A 23,586-nucleotide genomic window follows, 5' to 3' on the forward strand; every position below is an offset into this window, starting at 1 on the left:
TCCTCATCTCGTCATGCTGCTGGTGGGTCGGGGAACTGCGAGTAGGTCAGTCGCCCTTTGCGGCCGTCACCTCCACCGCTTCGAGCGGCCGGAGGGCCGGCCCCTGGAGGACGGCGCCGTCCACCCCGAAGCGAGATCCGTGGCAGGGGCACTCCCAGGTGGTTTCAGCCGCGTTGAAGGCCACCAGGCAGCCCAGGTGGGTGCAGCGGGCGGACACCGCATGGGCGGTGCCGCCCTCGTCCCGGTAGACGGCGCAGCGCCGCCCGTCCACCCGGACCACCGCACCGGAGCCGGGTGGGATGTCGGCCACCGACCCCACATGACTGGTCCGCAGCCGGTCACCGATGAAGTGACCGCCGACTTCGGCCTGTTGCTTCAGTAGGGCGGGAGCCCCGCGCAGCGTGCTCCACAGCCGTCGCGGGTCGTACAGCTCGGCCCATGGCGGCGGGTCGCCGCTGATCAGGCGGGTGAGCAGGCCCCCGGCCATGACACCGCCGCTCATGCCCCAGCCACCGAAGCCGGTGGCGACATAGGTGTGGCGGGCGCCCGGATGGAAGGGCCCGACGAGCGGGACCCTGTCGGTGGAGTCGTTGTCCTGGGCCGCCCAGTGATAGGCGGTGTCGCCCACCCCGAAATGCTCGTGCATCCAGGAATCCAGGCGGCGAAACCTCTCGCGTGGCTCTCCGGTACCGGGGGTGAAACTCTCGCCGGTGACGATGAGCAGCCGCCGGCCGTCACCGAGCGGGACGGTGCGCACCGACCGCTTGCCCTCTTCTTCGGTGATGTACATCCCGCCGGGATCCTGATCGGCAGGCAGCGGCGCCGCGACGGCGAGTTCACGACGCGGAGTCAGCCTGGCGAAGAGCAGCGCGCGGTCGAAGACGGGGTACTGCGTCGCCACCACCACATCGCGCGCCGTCACGCTGTGGCCGGACTCGGCTGTGACCTCGCAGGGGGAGCCCTCGGACAGTCCGGTGATCCTGGTCCGCTCGAAGACGAGCCCGCCGCGCGTCCGCAGATCCTCGGCGAGCGCGAGCAGGTACTTACGGGGATGGAACTGGGCCTGGCCGTCGACGCGTACCGCGCCGCTGACGGCGAACGGAAGATCGGTCTCGGTCACGTAGGCCGCCGAAAGGCCCGCGTCGGCGGCCGCCTTCGCCTCCGCCTGGAGCGCGGACGTCCCGCCCGGGTCAACGGCGTACGTGAAGGCGCTGAGGTGCTCCAGATCGCACTCGATGTTGAGTTCGGCGACGATCTCGGCAACCCGCTCCACGGCGCCCTGCTGGGAGCGGGCGTACAGGTGGGCCGCCTCCTGCCCCCGTGTCCGGCACAGCCGGTCGTACACCAGCGTGTGCAGCGAGGACAGCTTGGCGGTGGTGTAACCCGAGACCCCGGCCGCGATGCGGTCGGCCTCGAGGACGGCTACGCTCCGGCCCGTCCTGGCCAGCTCCCAGGCCGTGCTGAGTCCGGCGATCCCCCCACCCACCACGGCCACGTCGACATCGACGTGCCGGTCCAGGGCCGGGTAGGACGTGGCGTCGCTCGTCTTCATCCAGAACGAATCGGCGTGGCCCGGAAGTTGAAACGAATCCGTCATGAGCTGTTTCCTTCGTCGGAACGAGTGCCGGACGCGGCGGAGCCGTCGCACCGACCCGCACCCATGCCGTTCGGCCCAGGTGCATGAGGCTCCCCGACCACCTTGGTGTACGACGCCGCGGCCCCTCGCGGTCGCCTCGCCCGGATGCCACCGAATGGCGGATACCCCCGGCGCGATGGGGCACTCGTTTCGACGGCGGCTCGACAAACGGGCGGGCCCGCGATGAAGCCGACCAAAACGGGTATAAATCACCCAAAGAATGTCGTGGAGGCCGACGCTCACCGCAGGAGGGCCGAACGGGGCTCGGGGGACCGCGCACCATCCGACTGAGGAGCAGACGCAATGAAAGCACTGACCTGGCACGGCAAGCGCGATGTCCAGGTGGACACCGTGGACGATCCCAGGATCCAGGACCCCACCGACGTGGTGGTGAAGGTGACCACAACCGGGTTGTGCGGGTCCGACCTGCATCTCTACGAGGTGCTCGGGCCGTTCCTCGAAGCCGGCGACATCCTGGGCCATGAACCGATGGGCATCGTTGAGGAAGTGGGCCCCGACGTGACCACGCTGCGTCCGGGCGACCGCGTGGTGATCCCCTTCAACGTGTCGTGCGGCACCTGCTTCATGTGTGAGCACGGACTGCAGTCACAGTGCGAAACGACCCAGGTGCACGAGCACGGCAGTGGCGCGTCGTTGTTCGGCTACACCAAGCTGTACGGCCAAGTGCCGGGCGGACAGGCCGAGTACCTGCGGGTGCCCTTCGGGAACACGCTGCCCATCGCCGTTCCGCCCGGCCCGCCGGACGAGCGCTTCGTCTACCTTTCCGATGTGCTGCCGACCGCCTGGCAGGCGGTCGAGTACGCGGCGATTCCGCCCGGCGGCAGCGTCGCCGTGCTCGGGCTCGGGCCCATCGGGGATATGAGCACTCGCATCGCGGCACATCGCGGCGCCGGCCTGGTCATCGGCATCGACCTGGTACCGGAGCGGCTCGCCCGGGCCGAGGCGCGAGGTGTCCACACGCTCGACCTCAACGAGCACGGCAAGGACATCGCGCAGGTGGTCCGTGACCTCACCGACGGTCGCGGACCGGACGCGGTCATCGACGCGGTCGGCATGGAAGCACACGGCGCTCCGGCGGCCAAAGGGGCTCAGCAGATGACCACGGTGCTGCCCGGCAGCGTCGCCGCGAAGATGATGCGGCGCTTCGGTGTCGACCGGCTGGCCGCCCTGCAGCTGGCGATCGAACTCGTCCGCCGGGGCGGGACCATATCGCTCTCCGGCGTCTACGGCGGCATGACCGACCCGATGCCGCTGCTGACCATGTTCGACAAGCAGATTCAGCTGCGGATGGGCCAGGCCAACGTATGGCACTGGGTGGACGATCTTCTGCCGCTCCTCACCGATGAGGATCCTCTCGGCGTCGACGACTTCGCGACTCACCGCCTGCCGCTGAACGAGGCTCCGCACGCGTACGAGATGTTCCAGAAGAAGCAGGACGGCGCGGTGAAGGTGCTGTTCACGCCCTGACCGAAACCCGCGCCGGCCGAGCCCACGCCCTGACCGAGCCGACATCGCAGGAGGCGGGCCGCATGCCCACCAGCACCGGGCGGGACGCGCCGTCGAGCGCCGCGGACTATCTCCCCTCACGGGGCGGTCTCCCGGCGCTGCGGCGTGCCGCAGCCGACTGCCAGGGGTGCGCGCTCTTCGAGGGCGCCACCCGGACGGTGTTCGGCTCGGGAACCAGGACGGCACGCATCGTGCTGGTGGGGGAACAGCCGGGTGATCAGGAGGACAGGAGCGGTGAGCCCTTCGTGGGGCCTGCCGGACGGCTGCTGCGCAAGGCGCTCGCCGAGGCCGGGATCGAGGAAGACGACGCCTACTTCACGAACGCGGTCAAGCACTTCAAGTTCGCTCAGTCCGCGCCGGGCAAGCGCCGTATCCACAAACCACCGAGCCTGCACGAGATGACGGCGTGTCGCCCGTGGCTGTCCGCCGAACTGAAAGTCATCGATCCCGAACTGGTGGTGGCTCTCGGGGCCACCGCGGGCAAAGCCCTGTTGGGTGGTTCCTTCCGGGTGAACGAGCAGCGTGGCCTGCTCCTGCCGGTGCCTTCCTGGGAGGAGCTGGGCCACAGTGCCCGAGCGGACGCCTCAGTCACCAGGGACGGCGCGCACCGTCTGGTCGCTACGGTGCACCCGTCGGCCGTGCTCAGGGCCACGGACCGTCAGGGCGCCTACGGCGGGTTGGTGTCCGACCTCCGGGTGGCCGCCGACGCCCTGAAATGAAGGCCTGCGCGGCAATGCAGGCCTGCGCGGGAAAGGTTTACGCGGCCCGCTGGTTGTAAGCCTTGGCGGCACGGTCGTTGAGTGCGCTGCCCCAGGCGCGGAGCTTCCGCGCCACCGGGTGGGAGGGGGGCTCGACCGCAGCGCCTTCGCGAAGGGCACCGCCGTCGCCTTCCGCGGCGGGCAGCGCCCTGGCCGACAGGGCGGTGAGCCGGGTGGTGAGCGCCGGCGCCACGCCGTGAGCGAAGCCCGCCGCCCGGGCCGCAGGCGTGAGGACGATACGCGTCCGCCGCCGCTGCACACCCCGGACGATGGCCTTCGCCGCGCGGCCGGCATCCATCGAGACCAACGGCGTGCCCGCCAGTGCCGAGAACCAGGCGAACTCCTGCTGCTGGGGGCCGCCGAACTCGGCGTGCAGATGCGAACCCGTACGCATCAGCCCCGGGTGAACGGCCGTGACGGTGACGCCGTCGGGAGCGGCTTCGGCGTAAAGACCTTCCGCCAGTGCACCCACGGCCGACTTGGCGCAGGAGTACGGGAGCAGATGCGGTACCCCGAGCAGACCGCCGACCGAACCGATCAGGGCGAGCCGGCCGCCCGCCCGGCTCCGGCGCAGATGCGGCAGCGCCTCCAGCGATGTGTGCAGCGCGCCGTGGAAGATCGTGTCCATCGCGGCATCGAACTCGTCGGCGCCGATGGACTTCACCGGCGCCACCTGAATGATCCCCGCATTGGCGATGACGACGTCGATGCCTCCGCAGTCCTGAGCCGTGGCGTCGAACATCTCCCGGACCGCCTCCCGGTCGCGCACGTCGCACACAGCAGTGCGAATGTGCGCCCCGGGCCGCTGGTGGAGGAGTTCATCCGCCCGCTTCAGCTCCTCGCCGTCCCGGGCCACTATCGTCACCGTGCAGTTCTGCGCAGCCAGTTGGCGGGCCATGAGCAGCCCCAGGCCCCGTGAGCCGCCGGTGACCACGGCTGACAGGCCTGACATGGACGGCGGAGCGGTCAGAGGTGACATCGGGTGCCTCCTTGGATGTGCCTGAAATGGGTAGGGTGCAAGAGCGGCCGGCAGGACATGAGCGCCCAGTGGCGAGATGCGGCTGCTTCCCGAGTGACCGGCTGCCGGGTGAGAAAACATCTGTGGACGCCCTGCTGAGGAGCGCGATGCGAGCCGTTGACGAAGCCCTGGCCACCCCCGTTCGCCTGACGCAGTACGCGCACGGTGGGGGGTGTGCCTGCAAGATCCCGCCGGGCGAACTCGAGGAGATCGTCGCGGGCCTGACACACGCCCCGCCGTCCGCCCGCCACGCCTCCCGGCTCGTCGTCGGCATGGAGACCGGTGATGACGCGGCCGTGGTGGCGCTGCCCGGCCCGGGGCCGGGCGGGACCGCGGTCGTGGTCACCGCCGACTTCTTCACGCCGGTGGTGGACGATCCGTACGACTGGGGGCGGATCGCCGCGGCGAACGCGCTGTCCGACGTGTACGCCATGGGCGGGCAGCCGGTCGTGGCGGTCAACTTGTTGGCCTGGCCGCGCGAGGTGCTTCCTTTCGAGCTCGCCAGGGAGGTGCTGCGGGGCGGGCTGGACATCGCCTCGGAGGCGGGATGCCACATGGGAGGCGGTCACAGCGTCGACGATGTGGAGCCCAAGTACGGCATGGCGGTGACAGGCATCGCGGATCCGGCCCGGCTGCTGCGCAACGACACCGGGGCTCCCGGAACCCCTTTGTCGCTGAGCAAGCCACTCGGTCTCGGGGTGCTCAACAACCGGCACAAGGCCACCGGCGAACGGTTCGAACAGGCGGTGTCGACCATGGTGGCCCTCAACCGGGGAGCGGCGGAGGCCGCTGTCGGCGCAGGTGCCACCTGCGCCACCGATGTGACGGGCTTCGGGCTTCTCGGCCATCTGTACAAAATGGCCCGCGCCTCAGGCGTGACCGCGGTGATCGACGCGGCCGCCGTGCCCTATCTGGACGGCGCCCGTGCAGCCGTCCGGGACGGTTACGTCAGCGGCGGCACCCGGCGCAACCTGGAGTGGGTCGCCCCGCACTGCGATTTCGGCGACGCCGACGAGGAGACCCGGCTCCTGCTGGCCGACGCGCAGACCTCCGGCGGGCTGCTCATCGCCGGTGAGATTCCCGGAGCGCCCGTGGTGGGTGAGCTGGTGGCCCGCCGGGAGGACACCCTCGTCATCCGCGGATGACCGGCGTGCGAGCGGAATCAGCCACGGCAGGTATGCCGGAGGCGCCGGGCGGGGAAGGCGCCCTCTATGAAACTTGGACTGCCGGACGGAATCAGGGCCTGTCTGTTCGATCTCGATGGAGTCATCACCAAGACGGCGGTCGTGCACGCAGCCGCGTGGAAGGAAATGTTCGACGCCTTCCTCCGTGAGCGTGGCGGCCCCGGCTTCCGTCCGTTCGACCCGGTGGCGGATTACGACGAATACGTCGACGGACGCCCCCGCGCCGACGGCGTGCGGACGTTTCTCGCCTCCCGCGGTATCTCGCTCCCCGAGGGAAGCCCGGACGACCCGCCGGAAGACAACACCGTGGGGGGCCTCGGCCGCCGCAAGAACATCCTGGTACTGGACAAGATCCGCACCCAGGGGGTCGAGGCCTACCCGGGATCCCTGAAGTACCTGGAAGCCATCAGGGCCAAGGGCCTGCGCACGGCCGTCGTCTCGTCCAGCACGAACTGCCGCGACATCCTGAAGTCGATCGGCGCACAGTCTCTCTTCGAGGTGCGGATCGACGGGGTGGTCGCGGCCGAGCGGAAAATCCCCGGCAAGCCCCGGCCCGACACGTTCCTGGAAGCAGCCCGTGAGCTCCGGGTGGCGCCCGCCGAAGCCGCGGTCTTCGAGGACGCGCTCGCAGGCATGGACGCCGGCAAGGCCGGCCACTTCGGCTACGTCGTGGGGGTGGACCGGGTGGGCCAGGCCGACGCCCTGCGCGCCCACGGAGCCGATCGGGTCGTGGAAGACCTCGCCGAGCTGGAGGGCCACTCGTGATCAGCCATTCCTTCTACACGGTCGAAGCCTGGGCGCTGCGCGAGAGTGCGCTCAGCCTTGACGTGCTCCCCCAGAGCGAGTCGGTCTTCGCCCTGTCGAACGGCCATATCGGCTGGCGGGGAAACCTCGACGAGGGGGAGCCGTTCGGCCTGCCCGGTACCTATCTGAACGGTGTGCACGAGCTGCACCCGTTGCCCTACGCGGAGGCCGGCTACGGCTATCCGGAGTCCGGCCAGACGGCCATCAACGTCACCAATGGCAAGATCATCAGGCTGCTGGTCAACGACGAACCGTTCGATCTCCGCTACGGCAAGCTGCACTCCCACGAGCGGGTACTCGACCTGCGCAGCGGGCTGTTGCGCAGGACCTGCGAGTGGACATCACCGGCCGGCGGGACGGTGCGGGTGCGCTCGACCCGGCTGGTCTCCTTCACCCAGCGGGCCATCGCCGCGGTGGCCTACGAGGTCGAGCCGGTGGACGCCGAAGTACGCGTCGTCGTGCAGTCCGAGCTGGTGGCCAACGAGCAGTTGCCGCAAACCACCAAGGACCCACGCGTCGCGGCCGGTCTGGAATCACCGCTCATTGCGGAGGAGGACGTGGCCTCCGGTATGCGTCTGCGGCTGGTGCACCGTACCTCTCGCAGCGGGCTCCGCGTCGCGACAGCGGCGGACCACGTGATCCACGGTCCCGAACCCACCCGGACGAGCTGTGAGAGCAGCGGTGATGTCAGCCGGCTGACCGTCACCTCGGTGCTCGCACCCGGTGAATGCCTGCGGATCGAGAAGATGATCTCCTACGGATGGTCAGGGGTCCGTTCGCTCCCCGCGCTGCGCGATCAGGTCGACGCCGCGCTGGCCGGAGCGCGGAGTACCGGCTGGGAAGGTCTGGCCCACGAGCAGCGCCGCTATCTCGACGAGTTCTGGGCCGGCGCGGATGTGGAGGTGGAGGGCGACGGCGAGATCCAGCAAGCGGTCCGGTTCGCGCTCTTCCACGTCCTGCAGGCCGGGGCGCGCGCCGAGAAGCGTGCGATTCCCGCTAAGGGACTCACGGGATCCGGGTATGACGGCCACTCCTTCTGGGACACCGAGGCCTTCGTGCTGCCTCTGCTGACCTACACCTCACCGCACGCGGTGCAGGAGGCGCTGCGCTGGCGCCACGAAACCCTCCCGGCCGCCCGCGACCGCGCGACTCAGTTGGGGCTGGCCGGTGCGGCTTTCCCGTGGCGCACCATCGACGGCGCCGAGTGCTCGGCGTACTGGCCGGCCGGTACCGCGGCATTCCATGTGAACGCCGACATCGCCGACGCCGTCGTACGGTACGTGTCCGCCACCGGCGACACGGAGTTCGAGAGCGAAGTCGGTGTGGACATCCTGGTGGAGACCGCACGCCTGTGGAGCTCACTCGGACACCATGACCACCACGGCCGCTTCCACATCGACGGGGTCACTGGCCCCGACGAGTACAGCGCGGTCATGGACGACAACACGTACACGAACCTGATGGCCCAGGCCAACCTGCACGCCGCCGCGGACGCGGTGGAGCGGCACCCGCAGAAAGCGGCGTCGCACGGGGTCGACGACGAGGAGAGCGCCGCCTGGCGGGACGCGGCAGAGGCCATGTGGGTGCCGTACAACAAGGAACTGGGCGTGCACGAACAGCACTCCGGCTTCACCGGCCACCAAGCCTGGGACTTCGCCGGCACAGGCCCCGACCAGTATCCGCTGATGCTCCATTTCCCGTACTTCGACCTGTACCGCAGGCAGGTCGTCAAACAGGCCGACCTGGTGCTGGCCATGTACATGCGCGGTGACTACTTCGGAGCGGAACAGAAGGCTCGCAATTTCGACTACTACGAACCGCTGACCGTCCGGGATTCCTCGCTGTCGGCCTGCTGCCAGGCGGTCATCGCCGCCGAGGTCGGCCATCTGCACCTTGCTTACGACTATCTGGTCGAAGCGGCTCTGATGGACCTGGAAGACCTGGAGAACAACACCCGCGACGGGCTGCACATCGCCTCGCTGGCCGGCACCTGGATGGCTCTGGTCGCGGGCTTCGGCGGCATGCGCCACCGCGGCGGGTCACTGGAGTTCGCGCCGAGGCTGCCGGAGAAGTTCAGCCGCCTCGCGTTCAAGCTCAAGGTCATGGGGCGGTGCCTGCAGGTGGAGGTCAAGCGGTCCGACGTCACCTACACGCTGCTCGAGGGAGAATCACTGACAATGCGGCACCACGGCGAACTGTTCACCGTCCCGCGCGGCACATCCGAGATCCGTCGCATTCCGCGTCTCGCACCACGGCCCGCACCGCGGCAACCTCAGGGCCGGGAGCCGAACCGGAGCTCCTGACCGACTCCCGCTGCTCTCCGGTGCATGAGGCGGGCCCGCCGCTCGGCGGCCGCCCGGCCGGCGGGGGAGAGGCACCAGGACCACCACGCGTCCAGTACGGCGGGCGACCCGTCACCGGCGGCAACGAGGGCCGGCCACCGCAACGCGCGCGCCTGCGCCGACACCTTGGCCCCACCGTGCACGGGGTCGACCGCGATGACCGGTGTCCCCGCGCGCAAGGACAGCACCAGGCCGTGCAGGCGGGTGGTGAGGACGAGGTCGAACTTTTCGGCCAGCGCCATGAACTGTTCAGCGGTCGCACAGTGCCGCCAGTCGTCGATGGCCAGCCGGGTGTCCGCTTCCACCCGGGCGCAGTCCTGCCGACCGACCCAGCCGGTGAGACGCTCGTTGACGTCCGCGTGACGCCGCAGCGCGCCGTACTCGCCCTGTCCGCCTGTCAGCAGGACGCCGACCACCGGCGGCCGCCGGCCGAGCGGCGCCGTCGCGGACATGTCCAGCCGCGGCCCGCCGGGCACGCCGTCCCGCGCCACCACATGGTCGAACGCCGTGACGGCGGGGTCCCGGCGATCGACGACCGTCACATCGACGGCGAGCCGCCTGCACCGCTCGAAGCGGCGGTGCAGCGCGAGAAGCTGATCGCCGTGCGCAGGACCGCAGACGAAGAGCAGCCGGCCGTAGGACGCCGGATCGGCGTCCTCCAACGTCAGCGCGCCCGGCCGGAAACCGGGGCTCCACGCGGTGTCGTGCGCGACACCCGCTTGGTCCAGCGCCAGCGACATCCGTTGCTGGGCCATGAGATCACCGACGGTGACCTCACCGTCGAGAAAGCTGAACCAGCCGGTCAGCAGGAGACGACCGGTGTCGTACGGCGGCGTACGGAGGGTCTCCAGTACGTCGAGTGCGGGGTCGCGCATGCGCCATTCCTTTCCGGGGGACGTCCGTCGTGGCGAGGTTCCGGTGGTTCGGGTACCCCACTGCACCGAGACATCCGGAGCTGCACAAAAAGCTTCGACGTGTGAAAGTGACTGACAAGGGAACTCCACTCTCTGTCGTCGTTGTGGCCCGAAAGGGTCACCGTGAGCGACTCGGCCAGGACCGGCGGATATCCGTTCCCGTCTCCGTTCGGTCGCCGGCACCCCCGGAGTGCACCCGCGGGCGCACCGCCAACCTCACCATCAATGGACGGAGGGCCCCGTTATGACATCGACCACCACCCACGCCCCGTGGCGACGGGCCGCGGTGACGGGCGGGGCCGGGTTTCTCGGCTCACATCTCTGTGAGCGGCTGTTGGATTCGAATGTCGAAGTTGACTGCGTGGACAACCTGCTCTCCGGATCGGCCGGAAACGTACAGCACCTCGCCGATCGGCCGGGCTTCCGGTTCCTCGAATGCGATGTCTCGTCGCCGGACACTGTCGCGATGCTCGACGGGCCGTACGACCTCGTCCTGCACTTCGCCTGTCCCGCCTCACCGGCCGACTACTTGCGCTGGCCGCTGGAAACGCTGGACGTCGGGAGTATCGGCACGCGCAACATGCTGGCCGTGGCGCACCGCCACGGCGCACGCTTCCTGCTCGCCTCCACCTCGGAGGTGTACGGCGACCCCTTGGTGCACCCGCAGCGCGAGGACTACTGGGGCAACGTCAATCCGGTGGGTCCGCGCAGCGTGTACGACGAGTCCAAGCGGTTCTCCGAGGCGCTCGTCACCGCCCACGCCGGGACCAGGGGAACCGACGCGGGCATCGTCAGAATGTTCAACACCTACGGCCCGCGGATGCGCGCGCACGACGGCCGCGCGGTGCCCACTTTCGTCAGCCAGGCACTGGCCGGCGAGCCGCTCACCGTCGCCGGCGACGGAAGCCAGACCCGTTCGCTCTGCTACGTCGACGACACCGTCGAAGGCGTACTGCTGGTGGCGGCCAGTCACTCGGTCCGCCCGGTCAACATCGGCGGAGGCGACGAAGTCACCATGCTGGACCTTGCCCGCCGGGTGGTGGCGGTCACCGGGTCGCACTCCCGCATCGAGTTCATCGAACGCCCGACGGACGATCCCGCGCGGCGCCGTCCGGACACCACGCTGGCACGCGAACTGCTGGGCTGGGAACCCACCGTGCCGTGGGAGGACGGCATCAAACGGACCATCGCCCACTTCGCCTCGCTGACCGAACATCCGGCTCTGCAGTCCTGACGGAGGCCAACGCATGCGTGTCCTTGGTGTCAACGCTCTCTTCCACGATCCCGCCGCTGCTCTGATCATCGACGGGCGGATCGTGGCGGCGGCTGAGGAGGAGCGCTTCAGCCGCCGCAAGCACGGCAAGCGGCCGATCCCGTTCTCCGCGTGGGAACTGCCCGAACTCTCCGCCCGCTGGTGCCTGGAGCAGGCCGGACTCACCCCCGCGGATCTGGACGCGGTGGCCTACTCCTACGACCCGACGCTCGCCCGCCCCGCCGACCAGATGGGCCTCAACGACCCGTGGGACCACCTGCGTCAGGACTACGCCCGGCGGGCACCGGATTTCCTTGCCGAAGCGCTGCCCGGGCTGGCTCCGGAGAAGGTGCGCTTCGTGGCCCACCACGTGGCCCATGCGGCATCGGCAGGCCAGGCGTCCCCGCACCCCGACTGCGCGGTGCTGGTCCTGGACGGCCGCGGCGAATGCGGCTCCCACCTGGCCGGACGTTACTCCGACCGGGAACTGACCGTACTCAGCACCCAGAGCCTGCCCGACTCCGTCGGCCTGTTCTACGAGGACCTGACCCAGCATCTCGGGTTCCTGCGCAGCAGCGACGAGTTCAAGGTCATGGCACTGGCCTCGTACGGCACCCCGCGCTACAAAAAGCAGCTGGCCGAGCTGGTGCACGCCGACGGCAACGGCGGCTTCCGGGCCGCGCCCGTTCCGTGGGCCTCACTGGTCCCGCCGAGGGACCCGGGAAGCCCCTGGACCCAGGACCACGCCGACCTGGCGGCCAGCGCCCAGTCGTGCCTCGAAGACGTCATCCTCGACCTGGCGCGCTGGCTGCACGCGCGGACCGGCGAAGACGTACTCACCCTGGCCGGCGGAGTCGCGCTGAACTGCGTGGCCAACACCAGGCTCTACCGCGACAGCCCCTTCGAGCACATCTGGGTACAGCCCGCGGCAGGCGACGCCGGCACCGCGCTGGGCGCCGCCCTGCACGTCGCCAACGAGAAGGAACCCGTGCAGGCGATGCCGACCGCGGCCCTCGGACGCGGCTGGAGCGACGAGGAGTTGCGAGGCTGGCTGGAGCGCGCCGCGATCCCCTACGAGGAGCCCGACGACATCGCGGAAACCGTCGCGGAGGAACTGAGCAGGGACGGGGTGGTGGCCTGGTTCCAGGGACGCAGCGAATTCGGCCCCCGGGCGCTCGGCCACCGCTCGCTGCTGGCCCACCCCGGCAGGGCGGAGAACCTGGAACGCCTCAACGCGGTCAAGGGACGTGAGGAGTTCCGCCCGGTCGCCCCCATGGTGCGCGCCGAACGGGCGTCGGAACTCTTCGAAGGTCCGCTCCCCAGCCCCTACATGCTCTTCGTCCATCACGTGGCCGAAGAATGGCGCACGCGCATCCCCGCTGTGGTCCACGTGGACGGCACCGCACGGATCCAGACGGTGGACAGCGCCACCGAACCCCTCGTGGCACGCATGCTCAGCGCCTTCGAGCGGCGCACCGGTCTGCCCGTCGTCGTCAACACCAGTCTGAACACCGCGGGACGGCCCATGGTCGACGACCCGCGCGATGCCCTGGAGTGTTTCGGATCGGCGCCCGTCGACCTGCTGGCACTCGGACCCTTCGCCGTGCGACGAGGGAAGGTGTTCTCTTGACGGCCGACGACACGTACGCCGTGGTGATCCCGACCATCGGTCGCGCCTGCCTGGCCGACTGTCTGCGCGCGCTGGCCGCCACCGAGGGGCCCGCGCCGGTGGAGGTGGTGGTCGTCGACGACCGCCCGGACCCGGCCGGCGCGTTGTCGACGGCCGCTGCCGGCGTTCTGCACGACCGGGTCCGTGTCCTCGCAACCGGGGGTCGCGGCCCGGCGGCCGCACGTAACGCCGGGTGGCGAGCCACCGGAGCTCCCTGGGTCGTGTTTCTCGACGACGACGTACGGGTGTACCCCGACTGGGCTGCCCGGCTCCGCGACGACCTGGCGGCGGCCGGCGCCCGTATGGGCGGCGTGCAGGGCCGGCTACGGGTACCGCTGCCCGAAGACCGCAGGCCGACCGACTGGGAGCGGGGAACGGCAGGGCTCGAGCAGGCGGCCTGGGCCACGGCCGATATGGCCTACCGGACGGCCGCGTTGAAGGAAGTCGGTGGATTCGACGAGCGGTTCGTACGGGCGTTCCGGGAGGACGCGGACATCGCGCTGCGCGTCATGGCTGCCGACTGGTCGCTGCAGGTCGGCGAACGTCTCACCTGCCACCCGGTCCGCTCCGCGGACCCCTGGGTGTCCGTACGTGCGCAGCGCGGGAACGCCGACGACGCCCTGATGAGCCATCTGCACGGCCGCGACTGGTGGCACCGTGCCGAAGCCCCCCGCGGCCGGTTGCCCCAGCATCTCGTGGTGACCGCCGCGGTGCTGGCCGCACCCGCCCTTGCGGCGGTCGGCCGCCGCCACGCCGCGGCGGCCGCGGCGGCGCTCTGGGCCCTGGGCACCGCCGAGTTCGCCCACGCCCGGATCGCGCCGGGACCGCGTACCGCGCGGGAGGTCGCCACCATGGTCGCCACCAGCGCCGTCATCCCGCCGCTTGCCGTCCGGCACTGGCTCTCCGGACTGATCCGGCACCGTGGTGCAACTCCCGTGCGGGGTGTGACATGACCGGCGCACCGAGTCGGCGGCGCCCGGTGGCCGCGGTGCTGTTCGACCGTGACGGCACGCTGATCGAGGACGTGCCGTACAACGGAGACCCCGCCCTGGTGCGGCTCATGCCCGGCGCCCGGGAAGCCGTCGCACTGCTGCGGGCCGGGGGCGTCGCGACGGGCGTGGTCAGCAACCAGTCCGGCATCGGCCGCGGCCTGCTCACCGAGGAACAGGTCCACCGCGTCAACGAACAGGTGGACAAGCTCCTCGGTCCGCTCGGCACCTGGGTGTTCTGCCCGCACGGTCCCGACGACGGCTGCCACTGCCGCAAACCCGCACCCGGGCTGATAGTCGAGGCCGCCCGGCGGCTCGGTGTGGCACCCGAGGACTGTGCCGTGGTGGGCGACATCGAGGCGGACATGGCGGCCGCGCGCGCGGCCGGGGCGCACGCGGTGCTCGTCCCGAACGCGGCGACACTGCCCGCAGAGATCGCATCGGAACCCCGCACGGCGCCCGACGTCCTCACCGCGGTGCGCGAACTGCTGGAGGAGAAGGGGGAGAAGCCGTGAAAGCCCTCGTCGTCCGCCTGGACAGCTTCGGTGACGTCCTGCTCGCGGGGCCCGCGGTCCGGGCCGTCGCCGCCCGGGCGCGGCACGTGACCATGCTGTGCGGCCCGCGCGGCGAACCCGCGGCCCGGCTGCTGCCGGGCGTCGACGAGGTACTCGTCTGGGACGCCCCCTGGGAGGGCGTGAGCCCGCCGAGCGTCGACGAGGCGGACATCGAAGCCGTGGTGCGCAGGGTACGGGCGGCCGCCTACGACACCGCGCTCATCCTCACCTCCTTCCACCAGAGCCCGCTGCCGACCGCGCTCATGCTCCGGATGGCACAGGTGCCCCGGATCGGCGCCGACAGCGTGGACCATCCCGGCCGCCTCCTCGACGTACGCCACCGCCGGCTGCCCGGACGGCACGAGGCGGAAGCGGCACTCGACACCGCCGCCGCGATGGGCTTCGTACCCGCCGCCGGTGACGACGGCCGGCTGCGGGTGCTGCCCGCACCCGACACGGTCGGCCTCACCGGCAACGGGCCCTACGTCGTGGTGCACCCGGGAGCCAGCGCGCCCGCGCGCGCCTGGAGCCCGGACCGCTGCGCCGAGGCGGTGACCCTGCTGGCCGACGCGGGCTTTCGCGTCGTCGTCACCGGCGGTCCGCACGAGGCCGCGCTGACCCGCCGGGTCAGCGGCGACGTGGCACTCAACCTCGGCGGCAGGACCGACGCCAGGAAGCTGGCCGGCATTCTGCGCACGGCCGACGTGCTGGTCAGTGGGAACACCGGGCCCGCCCACTTGGCCGCCGCGGTCGGCACACCCGTCGTCTCACTCTTCTCCCCGGTGGTTCCGGCCGACCGCTGGGGACCGTACGGAGTGCGCAGCGTGCTGCTGGGCGACCAGCGGGCACCCTGCGCGGACAGCCGCGCCCGGCACTGCCCCGTCCCCGGGCATCCGTGTCTGAACGAGGTCACACCTCAGGACGTGGTGCGCGCTGTGCAGAAACTGCTCAAGGAGAGCGCATGAACGTCCTCATCTGGCATGTGCACGGTTCCTGGATCACCTCTTTCGTCCAGGGTCCGCACACCTATCTGGTTCCCGTCACCCCGGACCGCGGGCCGGACGGACTGGGGCGGGCCAGGACCTGGGACTGGCCGGAATCAGTACGGGAACTCACCCCGGAACAGCTCCGCGCAGCACCCATCGACCTGATGGTGCTGCAGCGTCCGCACGAAGTGAAGCTCGCCGAGTCCTGGACCGGCCGGCGCCCGGGCAGCGACGTGCCCGCCGTCTACGTCGAGCACAACAGCCCGCACGAAACCCCCGTGGAGACCCGGCACCCGCTGGCCGACCGGGACGACATCCCGATCGTGCACGTCACCCACTTCAACCGGCTGATGTGGGACAACGGCCGGGCGCCCACCACCGTCGTGGAACACGGCATCATCGATCCCGGGCGGCTGTGGACCGGCGAGAAGGAGCGCGCCGCGGTGGTCGTGAACGAGCCGGTACGCAGGGGGCGCACGACCGGCACCGACCTGTTGCCCCGCTTCGCCGAAATGACCCCGCTCGACGTCTTCGGCATGCGGACCGAGCAACTGGCCGACCACCTGGGCCTGTCGGCCGAGCGATGCCGTACCCGGGACCTTCCCCAGGCCCAGCTCCACCCGGCGATGGCCGGTTGCCGGCTCTACCTCCACCCCATCCGCTGGACGTCACTGGGGCTGTCGCTGCTCGAGGCGATGTTCCTCGGCATGCCGGTCGTGGCACTGGACACCACGGAAATCCGGGAAGCGGTTCCTGACGGAGTGGGAGTCGTCTCCAATCGGTTCGACGTCCTCGAAAAGGGCGTGCGGGAACTTCTCGCGGATCACGGACATGCCAAACGCATGGGGGAGGGTGCCAGAGCCGCCGCGCAAGCACGCTACGGGGTGCGGCGCTTCCTGGACGACTGGGAACACCTGATGAAAGAGGTCACGCGATGAGGTACGCCCATTCCACTCCCCGCGTCGCCATGGTCTCCGAGCACGCCAGCCCGCTGGCCGCGCTCGGCGGCCCCGACGCGGGTGGCCAGAACGTCTACGTCGCGCAGCTCGCCGGGCATCTCGCCCGACGCGGCCACGAGGTCACCGTGTACACCCGCCGCGACGACCCCGACCTGCCGGCTCAGGTCACCACCCCCGACGGCGTGAAGGTGGTCCACGTGCCCGCCGGGCCGCCCGCCCCCGTACCGAAGGACGAACTGCCGGTCCATATGCCGGTGTTCGGTGACTTCCTCGGCCGGTGCTGGAGCACCGATCCACCCGACGTGGTGCACGCACACTTCTGGATGTCCGGCATGGCCGCCCTGGCGGGCGCCCGGGGCCTCGGTATCCCCGTCGTGCAGACGTACCACGCCCTGGGGACGGTGAAGAAGAGGTACCAGGGCGCCGAGGACACCAGTCCCGCCGAACGCATCGGCATCGAGGCGAGCATCGGCCGCGACTGCCGGCGCGTGCTGGCCACCTGCGCGGACGAGGTGTCGGAGCTGACCGCCATGGGGGTGCCACGCCACCACATCTCGGTCGTTCCCTGTGGCGTGGACACCACGCACTTCACACCCGTCGGCGACGCGGCGCGGGACCCGCGGGCACCGCGACGCCTGGTGGCCGTCGGCCGTCTCGTCCCGCGCAAGGGATTCGACCGCGCCATCCGCGCCCTGGCCGAGGTGCCGGACGCCGAACTGCTCATCGCCGGCGGCCCCGAGGCGGCCCTGCTCTTCGCCGACCCGGAGGCCGAGCGGCTCAGCCAGATCGCGCAGGAGTGCGGTGTGGCGGACCGGGTGCGGCTGCTCGGCGGGATACCTCCGGCGGAGATGCCCGCGCTGATGTCCAGCGCGGATCTGGTCCTGTCGATTCCCCGCTACGAGCCGTTCGGCATCGTGCCGATCGAAGCCATGGCCTGCTGCGCCCCGGTGGTGGCCACCGCGGTCGGCGGCCACCTCGACACCGTCGTGGACCAGGTGACCGGGGCGCTGGTGCCCCCTCGCGACGACGGGAAACTGAGCGGAGTCATCCGCTCGCTTCTCGACGACCCCGAGCGTCTCGCACGCTACGGCGCGGCCGGCCGCCAACGGGTGCTGAGCCGCTACACCTGGGACCGGGTGGCGGACGGCGTCGCCCGCGTCTACGACGGCGTCACCGCGGTTCCCTCACTCTCGGAGGCCACGCGATGAAACTCGTCACCACCGGTCAGCACTGCGACGACCTGATGGACGCGCTTACCGAGTTCCGTGAGTCCTGCCCGACCGTCCAGCGATGGGGCGCCCAACTGGCCGGCCGCCTCGGCGGCGGCGCCAGACTGCTCGTCGCCGGCAACGGCGGCAGCGCGGCGCAGGCGCAACACCTGACGGCCGAACTGGTCGGCCGTTACCGCGAGGACCGCCCGCCGTTCTCCGCACTGGCGCTGCACGCCGACACCTCGTCCACCACCGCCATCGCCAACGACTACGGCGTACAGGAGGTGTTCGCCCGGCAGACCTGCGCCCACGGCCGGCCGGGCGACGTCCTGATGCTGCTGTCGACCAGCGGCGCGAGCGCCAACCTGCTGTCCGCGGCCACCGAAGCACACCGCATCGGCATGCGGGTGTGGGCCATGACCGGGCCGGCGCCCAATCCGCTGGAAGCGGTGAGCGACGAGGCGCTGTGCGTCAACGCGCCGGTGTCGGCCACCGTCCAGGAACTGCACCTGGTCGCCGTACACATGGTCTGCGAGGCGTTCGACCGGGCGATCGAGGAGAACACGGCAGCCGCTGAGCGGCGTACCGCCGGCGAGCACCGCACGCGGAAGGAGGACAGCGCATGAACCGCCCCACGCCCCTGCTCGTGGTCGGAGACGCGCTGCTCGACCACGACCTGACCGGTCGGGCCGAACGACTGGCGCCCGACGCGCCGGTCCCCGTCGTCAGCGATGCCCGCCTGGTCGCCAGGCCGGGCGGGGCTGCCCTGGCGGCCTGCCTGGCCGCCGCGGAGGGCCGAAACGTCACCCTGATCACGGCCCTCGGCGACGACGAATCCAGCAGCACCCTGCGACGGCTGCTGAAGGGCCGCGTACGCCTGGTGGAGTTGCCGCTCTCCGGTGAACTGCCCTGCAAGACGCGCATCATGGCGCAGGGCCGGGCGCTGCTCAGGCTGGACGACGGTGAGGGGCGGGCCACCGCAGCGACGGACGAGGCACGCTCCGCGGTCGCGGCGGCCCGCGGGATTCTCGTCGCCGACTACGGCCGCGGCACCGCCGACGTACTGCGCGAGGCCCTGGTGGGAGCCGCCGCACGGGTACCCGTCGTGTGGGACCCGCATCCGCGGGGCGGACCGCCGGCACGAGGGGTGCGGCTGGCCACTCCCGCCGCGGCCGAGGCGCGCGCGTTCGCCGGCAACGGTCGTCCGGCACAGGACACACCGCGTACCGCGGCGGACGACCCGGGAAGAGAGCTGCGCAGCGCAGCCGCCGACGCCCGGTCCCTGGTCCGGTCCTGGGGGGTCACCTCCGTGGCGGTGACGCTCGGCGAGCGCGGCGCTCTGCTGTCGCACGGTGAAGCGCCCCTGCTGGTGCCCACCCCATGGCAGGCCGAGGGCGATGCCTGCGGTGCGGGCGACTGCTTCGCGGCCACCGCCGCAGGGCTGCTGGCCGATGACGTGCTGCCGGAGACGGCCGTGCAGGGCGCTGTCCGGGCCGCCACACAGTACGTGGCCAACGGCGGTGCCCGCGCCCTGGTCATCGAAGAAGCATCCACGAGTCCGGAGCCGGCCGGCAGCGAACAGGCGGCCGACGGTTCCGATGTGGCGGCGCGGGTCCGTGCCACCGGAGGGACCGTCGTCGCGGCGGGCGGCTGCTTCGACCTGCTGCACGCCGGCCATGTCGCGCTGCTGCAGGCAGCCAGGAGGACCGGCGACTGCCTCATCGTCTGCGTCAACTCCGACGCGTCCGTGCGACGGCGCAAAGGAAGCGGGCGGCCCCTGGTGCCCGCCGCCGACCGGGTCCGGGTGCTGCGGGCACTGGAGTGCGTCGATGCGGTGGTCGTCTTCGACGAGGACACCCCTGAACGGCTGCTGCGCGGACTGCGTCCGCACATCTGGGTCAAGGGCGGGGACTACGCCCTGGGCCAGTTGCCGGAAACGGCGCTGGTGGAGAGCTGGGGCGGCCAGGTCATGCTGCTGCCCTACCTCGACGGACGCTCCACCACCGAGCTCGCCGAACGGGCGGCGCTGGCGCCGGGAGCCGCCCACGCGAACGCGAACCTCCGGAAGTGACGGCCCCGGTGACCTCCACGTCCCCCGACTCGCCCCTGACTTCGGCGTCCTCCGCTCCGGCGCGGCCCCGTCTGCTGGTGCTGCGTGCGCTGGGCCTGGGAGATCTGCTGGCCGGCGTGCCGGCGCTGCGCGGGCTGCGGCGGGCCTTTCCCGGGCACGAGATCGTCCTCGCCCTGCCTCCGGGACTGCGCGAGGCCGCCCTGGCCACCGGGACCATCGACACGGTGTTTCCGGCCGAGGCGCCCGGCCGCGGGGTGCCCTCCCTGCACCGGTGGCCGGGGCCCCCGCCGGACCTGGCCGTCGACCTGCACGGCAACGGCCCCGAGAGCCACGACGCGCTCGCCGAACTGCGCCCCCGCCGGTTGCTCTCGTACGCCAGGCCGGAGCCGGCACTGGACGCCCCGCCCCGCTGGCGCGACGACGAACACGAGCGGGCCCGCTGGTGCCGCTTCCTGGCCGCGTACGGCATCCCGGCCGACCCCGACGATGTGGCCCTGCCCCGCCCGGCCGGCCCCTCGGCCGCCCCCGGCGCCGTCGTGGTGCACCCCGGCGCCGACTCCGCGGCCCGGCGGTGGCCCGCCGACCGTTACGCCGACGTCGTCGGACGCCTTCGCGCGGACGGTCACCGGGTCGTGCTCACCGGCGGCCCCGGAGAGGACGAGCTCTGCACGTACCTCGCGGACCGAGCGGGGCTCGACCGCCGCGACGTGCTGTGCGGCGGCCTGCCGTTCGGCGAGTTGTCCGCGCTCGTCGCCGGGGCGGCGCTCTTTCTCAGCGGTGACACCGGCCCCGCGCATCTGGCGGTCGCCCACGGAACCCCGTCGGTCACGCTCTTCGGCCCCGTCGCACCGCATCTGTGGGGGCCGCCTCCCGACGATCGTCACGTGGCCCTCTGGCACCCCGGTCCGCCCGGCGATCCGCACGGGACCGAGCCGGACCCGCTGCTGTTGCAGATCACTGCGCACCAGGTCGTCGCAGCCGCGACGCGAACGGCCTCGCCGGGATTGTCCCCCGATGGCCTGGAGGCGGCCGGTCATGGCCGATGACACCGCGGACCGGTCCGCCCGGCCGGCCACCGACGACGCAGCGGCGAGCGCCCAACGGCCCGACAGCCGGATCACCGTCGCCGTCATCACGCGCAACCGCCGCGAGAGCGTGCTGCGTACCCTCGACCGGCTGGCCGCGCTCCCCGAGCGGCCCCCCGTCATCGTCGTGGACAACGATTCCAGTGACGCGACCGCTGCGGCCGTACGCTCGCATCCGGCGGGGGCACGTCTGCTGAGCCCGGGACAGAACACCGGGGCCCTCGGCCGGAACCTGGCGGTGCGGCAGGCCACCACGCGCTACGTCGCTTTCAGCGACGACGACTCGTGGTGGGAACCGGGCGCCCTGCGGGCCGCCGCGGACCTGCTGGACGGGCACCCGCGCCTCGGACTGCTGGCCGCACACACGCTCGTCGGTCCGGGCAACGCCGAGGACCCGCTGAACGCGCTGTTGGCCGACTCGCCCCTCCCCGGCGAGCCGGACCTTCCCGGTCGTCCGGTCCTGGGGTTCCTGGGATGCGCCGCCGTGGTCCGACGCCGCGCGTTCCTCGAGGCCGGCGGCTACCACCGGGTGCTGTTCTTCGGCGCGGAGGAGACCCTGCTGGCCTATGACCTCACCGCCTGTGGCTGGGGCGTGTCCTACGAGCCGTCCGTCATCGCCCATCATCACCCGGCCCCGGGTGAACGTCCCGGCCGCTCGCCCGTCGTGCGGCGCAACGCGCTGCTCACCGACTGGCTGCGGCGACCCCTGCCGGTGGCCTTCCGCCGTACGGCCGGGCTGACGGCTGATGCCGCCCGCCGGAAACCCGGCGCGGCGACCGCGCTGCGGGGAACACTCGTCAGGCTCCCGGCCGCCCTGAAACAACGCCGCCCGCTTCCCGTCCGTGTCGAGAACGCCGTGCGGCTGCTCGAACGGGAGACGGCCGAACGATGAGCGCGACAACGGAGGGAACAATGCAGCGAACCATGAAGGGCCCCATGGACACCCGGACCACGGTGGTCGTCATCACCAAGGACCGCTGCCAGGAGCTGCTCCGCACCCTGAAGTCGTTGCAAGCCCTGCCGGAACGGCCCCCGGTGATCGTCACGGACAACGGCTCGGCCGACGGCACGGCCGATGCCGTCGCGCGGAACTTCCCCGAGGTGCTGCTGCTGCGACCCGGCCGGAATCTCGGCGCCGTGGGACGCAACCTGGCAGTGAGCCGGGTGCGTACGCCCTACGTGGCCTTCTGCGACGACGACACCTGGTGGGACCCCGGGGCGCTGCGGGAAGCCGGAGACCTGCTGGACGAACGGCCACGGCTGGCGGCGGTCACCGCCAGGATCATCGTGGAGCCCGCGGGCGAAGAGGATCCCGTCGTCGCCGACATGCGGGATTCGCCGCTCTCCGGGCCGGACTGGCTGCCGGGCCCGGCTCTCGGATCGTTCCTGGCCGCCGCTACGGTGCTGCGGACCGACGCCTTCCGGGACGTCGGAGGGTTCCATCCCGGGCTGTGGTTCGGTGGCGAAGAAGAATTGCTCTCCACGGATCTGCTGCGACGCGGATGGTGGCTGAGCTATGTGGAAGGCCTGACCATCCACCATGCGGCGTCCACCGTGCGCGACAGCACGGCACGGCGCACCGTGGGACTTCGCAACACACTCTGGTACACCTGGCTGCGCCGCCCTCTGGTGCCGGCCCTGCGCCGTACCGGATACCTCCTGCGGACCGTGCCACGGGACGCGGCGTCCGTACGGGCCTTCGCCCGCGCGGCGGCCGGGCTGCCGTGGGTCCTCAGGCAGCGCGACCCGGTGCCCCCCGAGCTGGAAGCCCGACTGGCACTGCTTGAGCGGGCACAGCGGGTCTCCGTGGCGCGAAGGTACGTGGGCTGACCCCCGCAAGCTTGGCCTCAGCCGCCTCAGCCGCCTCAGCCGCCTCAGCCGCCTCAGCCGCCGAAACCGCCGCTGCCGAAGCCGCCTCCTTCGTCCTCGTCGTCTTCCCGCGGATCCTGGGACTCGCTTCGCTTGGACCCGGTCGTCCCGAAGTCCTTGAGCTCGTGCGGGAGAAGGCGTTCCTTGCCCCGGGGCACTTCGTCCGGTTCCCGGTACTCGCTCGTCTCGTAGACGGGCCCGCCATTCGGCAGTTTCGGCTGTTCCTCGGGTTTGGGCGGCGGCGATTCATTGGCCCGGACCCTGCGCCCCCAAGCGAACGCGGCGAGCAGCAGACCCACGACGACCAGTCCGCCGAGGGGGAGGTAGAACCACGCCCCGGCCCCGACAGACCCGACAGATGAAGCGAGCTCCGGTGTTTTCATAGCAGTGGACTGCCCTTCGGAGGTGTTCGTATCCCCTTGTTCATTGTTTTTCAGCCGATTGAAGCGCGCGAGTTCGCACAGCGTCGGCGCGGCATTCCAGCGGTATTCTTCATAGGGAACAAGAGAGGGCGTTCCGCGATCGGAGGTTCGTCGTGATCACTCTCGGTGTCATTCTTCTCATTGTCGGGCTTGTGACCGGGCTCGGCATCCTGTGGACCATCGGAATCATCCTGCTGGCGATCGGGGTCGTCCTGTGGGTGCTCGGAGCAGTGGGCCGCGCGGTCGGAGGACGCAGGCACTACTGGTGACGAAAGATCGGCCGCCGACCGAGGCCAAGCTGCGCGCACGGACGTGAACAGGCGCACGGACGTGCAT

The 23,586-nt window shown here is 71.1% G+C and carries 22 protein-coding genes; 18 read left to right on the forward strand and 4 right to left on the reverse strand.

Annotated elements, in window-relative coordinates; all coding sequences use genetic code 11:
- Positions 1 to 46: 46 nt before the first annotated feature.
- Complete coding sequence (locus AB0436_RS07475) at positions 47 to 1,597, reverse strand: FAD-dependent oxidoreductase (protein ID WP_366466748.1); 1,551 nt, start codon at positions 1,595 to 1,597, stop codon at positions 47 to 49.
- 342 nt (positions 1,598 to 1,939) lie between these two features.
- Here AB0436_RS07475 and AB0436_RS07480 point away from each other — a divergent pair, with 342 nt between their 5' ends.
- Together AB0436_RS07480 and AB0436_RS07485 are read left to right on the forward strand one after the other, a co-directional pair.
- Positions 1,940 to 3,124, forward strand: coding sequence for an alcohol dehydrogenase catalytic domain-containing protein (locus AB0436_RS07480; protein ID WP_366466749.1), 1,185 nt, complete (start codon positions 1,940 to 1,942; stop codon positions 3,122 to 3,124).
- Between the two features lie 62 nt (positions 3,125 to 3,186).
- Complete coding sequence (locus AB0436_RS07485) at positions 3,187 to 3,882, forward strand: UdgX family uracil-DNA binding protein (protein WP_366466750.1); 696 nt, start codon at positions 3,187 to 3,189, stop codon at positions 3,880 to 3,882.
- Positions 3,883 to 3,919: 37 nt separating this feature from the next.
- Here the strand turns inward: AB0436_RS07485 and AB0436_RS07490 are convergent, their stop codons facing one another.
- Entirely contained in the window at positions 3,920 to 4,900 is a 981-nt protein-coding gene (locus tag AB0436_RS07490) for an SDR family NAD(P)-dependent oxidoreductase (protein ID WP_366466751.1), read from the reverse strand.
- Between the two features lie 146 nt (positions 4,901 to 5,046).
- Here AB0436_RS07490 and selD point away from each other — a divergent pair, with 146 nt between their 5' ends.
- The 3 genes from selD (at position 5,047) to AB0436_RS07505 (ending at position 9,230) form a co-directional block, all read left to right on the forward strand.
- Positions 5,047 to 6,084, forward strand: a complete 1,038-nt coding sequence (selD, locus tag AB0436_RS07495) for a selenide, water dikinase SelD (RefSeq protein ID WP_366466752.1) — start codon at positions 5,047 to 5,049, stop codon at positions 6,082 to 6,084.
- Between the two features lie 66 nt (positions 6,085 to 6,150).
- Positions 6,151 to 6,888 carry a beta-phosphoglucomutase family hydrolase gene (locus tag AB0436_RS07500; RefSeq protein WP_366466753.1) on the forward strand — a complete coding sequence of 246 codons (738 nt, stop codon included), beginning with the start codon at positions 6,151 to 6,153 and terminating at the stop codon, positions 6,886 to 6,888.
- Positions 6,885 to 9,230, forward strand: a complete 2,346-nt coding sequence (locus AB0436_RS07505) for a glycoside hydrolase family 65 protein (protein WP_366466754.1) — start codon at positions 6,885 to 6,887, stop codon at positions 9,228 to 9,230. Before AB0436_RS07500 ends, AB0436_RS07505 begins: the two co-directional genes overlap by 4 nt.
- Here the strand turns inward: AB0436_RS07505 and AB0436_RS07510 are convergent.
- A complete protein-coding gene (locus AB0436_RS07510; protein WP_366466755.1) occupies positions 9,200 to 10,144 on the reverse strand; it encodes a polysaccharide pyruvyl transferase family protein in 945 nt (314 codons plus the stop codon). The two genes, AB0436_RS07505 and AB0436_RS07510, sit on opposite strands and share 31 nt — an antisense overlap.
- Before the next feature lie 283 nt (positions 10,145 to 10,427).
- Here AB0436_RS07510 and AB0436_RS07515 point away from each other — a divergent pair, with 283 nt between their 5' ends.
- From AB0436_RS07515 to AB0436_RS07570, 12 genes are read left to right on the forward strand one after another with little or no spacing between them, the layout of a single operon-like run.
- Positions 10,428 to 11,417 carry an NAD-dependent epimerase/dehydratase family protein gene (locus AB0436_RS07515; protein WP_366466756.1) on the forward strand — a complete coding sequence of 330 codons (990 nt, stop codon included), beginning with the start codon at positions 10,428 to 10,430 and terminating at the stop codon, positions 11,415 to 11,417.
- Positions 11,418 to 11,430: 13 nt separating this feature from the next.
- Complete coding sequence (locus tag AB0436_RS07520) at positions 11,431 to 13,065, forward strand: carbamoyltransferase C-terminal domain-containing protein (protein ID WP_366466757.1); 1,635 nt, start codon at positions 11,431 to 11,433, stop codon at positions 13,063 to 13,065.
- Positions 13,062 to 14,057 carry a glycosyltransferase gene (locus tag AB0436_RS07525; RefSeq protein WP_366466758.1) on the forward strand — a complete coding sequence of 332 codons (996 nt, stop codon included), beginning with the start codon at positions 13,062 to 13,064 and terminating at the stop codon, positions 14,055 to 14,057. The genes AB0436_RS07520 and AB0436_RS07525 overlap by 4 nt, the downstream gene beginning before the upstream one ends.
- Positions 14,054 to 14,608 carry an HAD-IIIA family hydrolase gene (locus AB0436_RS07530; protein ID WP_366466759.1) on the forward strand — a complete coding sequence of 185 codons (555 nt, stop codon included), beginning with the start codon at positions 14,054 to 14,056 and terminating at the stop codon, positions 14,606 to 14,608. Before AB0436_RS07525 ends, AB0436_RS07530 begins: the two co-directional genes overlap by 4 nt.
- The gene (locus AB0436_RS07535; protein ID WP_366466760.1) at positions 14,605 to 15,612 is read left to right on the forward strand and encodes a glycosyltransferase family 9 protein; all 1,008 of its coding nucleotides are present in this window, start codon (positions 14,605 to 14,607) and stop codon (positions 15,610 to 15,612) included. The genes AB0436_RS07530 and AB0436_RS07535 overlap by 4 nt, the downstream gene beginning before the upstream one ends.
- Complete coding sequence (locus AB0436_RS07540; protein WP_366466761.1) at positions 15,609 to 16,571, forward strand: glycosyltransferase; 963 nt, start codon at positions 15,609 to 15,611, stop codon at positions 16,569 to 16,571. The genes AB0436_RS07535 and AB0436_RS07540 overlap by 4 nt, the downstream gene beginning before the upstream one ends.
- Positions 16,568 to 17,800, forward strand: coding sequence for a glycosyltransferase (locus AB0436_RS07545; protein ID WP_366466762.1), 1,233 nt, complete (start codon positions 16,568 to 16,570; stop codon positions 17,798 to 17,800). The genes AB0436_RS07540 and AB0436_RS07545 overlap by 4 nt, the downstream gene beginning before the upstream one ends.
- Positions 17,797 to 18,429: an SIS domain-containing protein gene (locus tag AB0436_RS07550; protein ID WP_366466763.1), complete on the forward strand. Its 633-nt coding sequence runs from the start codon at positions 17,797 to 17,799 to the stop codon at positions 18,427 to 18,429. The genes AB0436_RS07545 and AB0436_RS07550 overlap by 4 nt, the downstream gene beginning before the upstream one ends.
- The gene (gene rfaE2, locus AB0436_RS07555; RefSeq protein ID WP_366466764.1) at positions 18,426 to 19,874 is read left to right on the forward strand and encodes a D-glycero-beta-D-manno-heptose 1-phosphate adenylyltransferase; all 1,449 of its coding nucleotides are present in this window, start codon (positions 18,426 to 18,428) and stop codon (positions 19,872 to 19,874) included. The genes AB0436_RS07550 and rfaE2 overlap by 4 nt, the downstream gene beginning before the upstream one ends.
- A gap of 35 nt (positions 19,875 to 19,909) precedes the next feature.
- On the forward strand, positions 19,910 to 20,920 hold the full coding sequence (locus AB0436_RS07560) for a glycosyltransferase family 9 protein (protein WP_366466906.1): 1,011 nt from the start codon (positions 19,910 to 19,912) through the stop codon (positions 20,918 to 20,920).
- Positions 20,910 to 21,851, forward strand: coding sequence for a glycosyltransferase (locus AB0436_RS07565; protein ID WP_366466765.1), 942 nt, complete (start codon positions 20,910 to 20,912; stop codon positions 21,849 to 21,851). The genes AB0436_RS07560 and AB0436_RS07565 overlap by 11 nt, the downstream gene beginning before the upstream one ends.
- Positions 21,852 to 21,871: 20 nt before the next feature.
- Positions 21,872 to 22,789 carry a glycosyltransferase gene (locus tag AB0436_RS07570; RefSeq protein WP_366466766.1) on the forward strand — a complete coding sequence of 306 codons (918 nt, stop codon included), beginning with the start codon at positions 21,872 to 21,874 and terminating at the stop codon, positions 22,787 to 22,789.
- A gap of 53 nt (positions 22,790 to 22,842) precedes the next feature.
- Here the strand turns inward: AB0436_RS07570 and AB0436_RS07575 are convergent, their stop codons facing one another.
- The gene (locus AB0436_RS07575; RefSeq protein ID WP_366466767.1) at positions 22,843 to 23,211 is read right to left on the reverse strand and encodes a DUF6479 family protein; all 369 of its coding nucleotides are present in this window, start codon (positions 23,209 to 23,211) and stop codon (positions 22,843 to 22,845) included.
- Positions 23,212 to 23,363: 152 nt separating this feature from the next.
- Here AB0436_RS07575 and AB0436_RS07580 point away from each other — a divergent pair, with 152 nt between their 5' ends.
- Complete coding sequence (locus AB0436_RS07580) at positions 23,364 to 23,519, forward strand: DUF6131 family protein (protein WP_365852850.1); 156 nt, start codon at positions 23,364 to 23,366, stop codon at positions 23,517 to 23,519.
- Positions 23,520 to 23,586 lie beyond the last annotated feature (67 nt).

Origin of the sequence: Streptomyces sp. NPDC051322, from assembly GCF_040689485.1 — a bacterium.
Classification (GTDB): Bacteria; Actinomycetota; Actinomycetes; order Streptomycetales; family Streptomycetaceae; genus Streptomyces.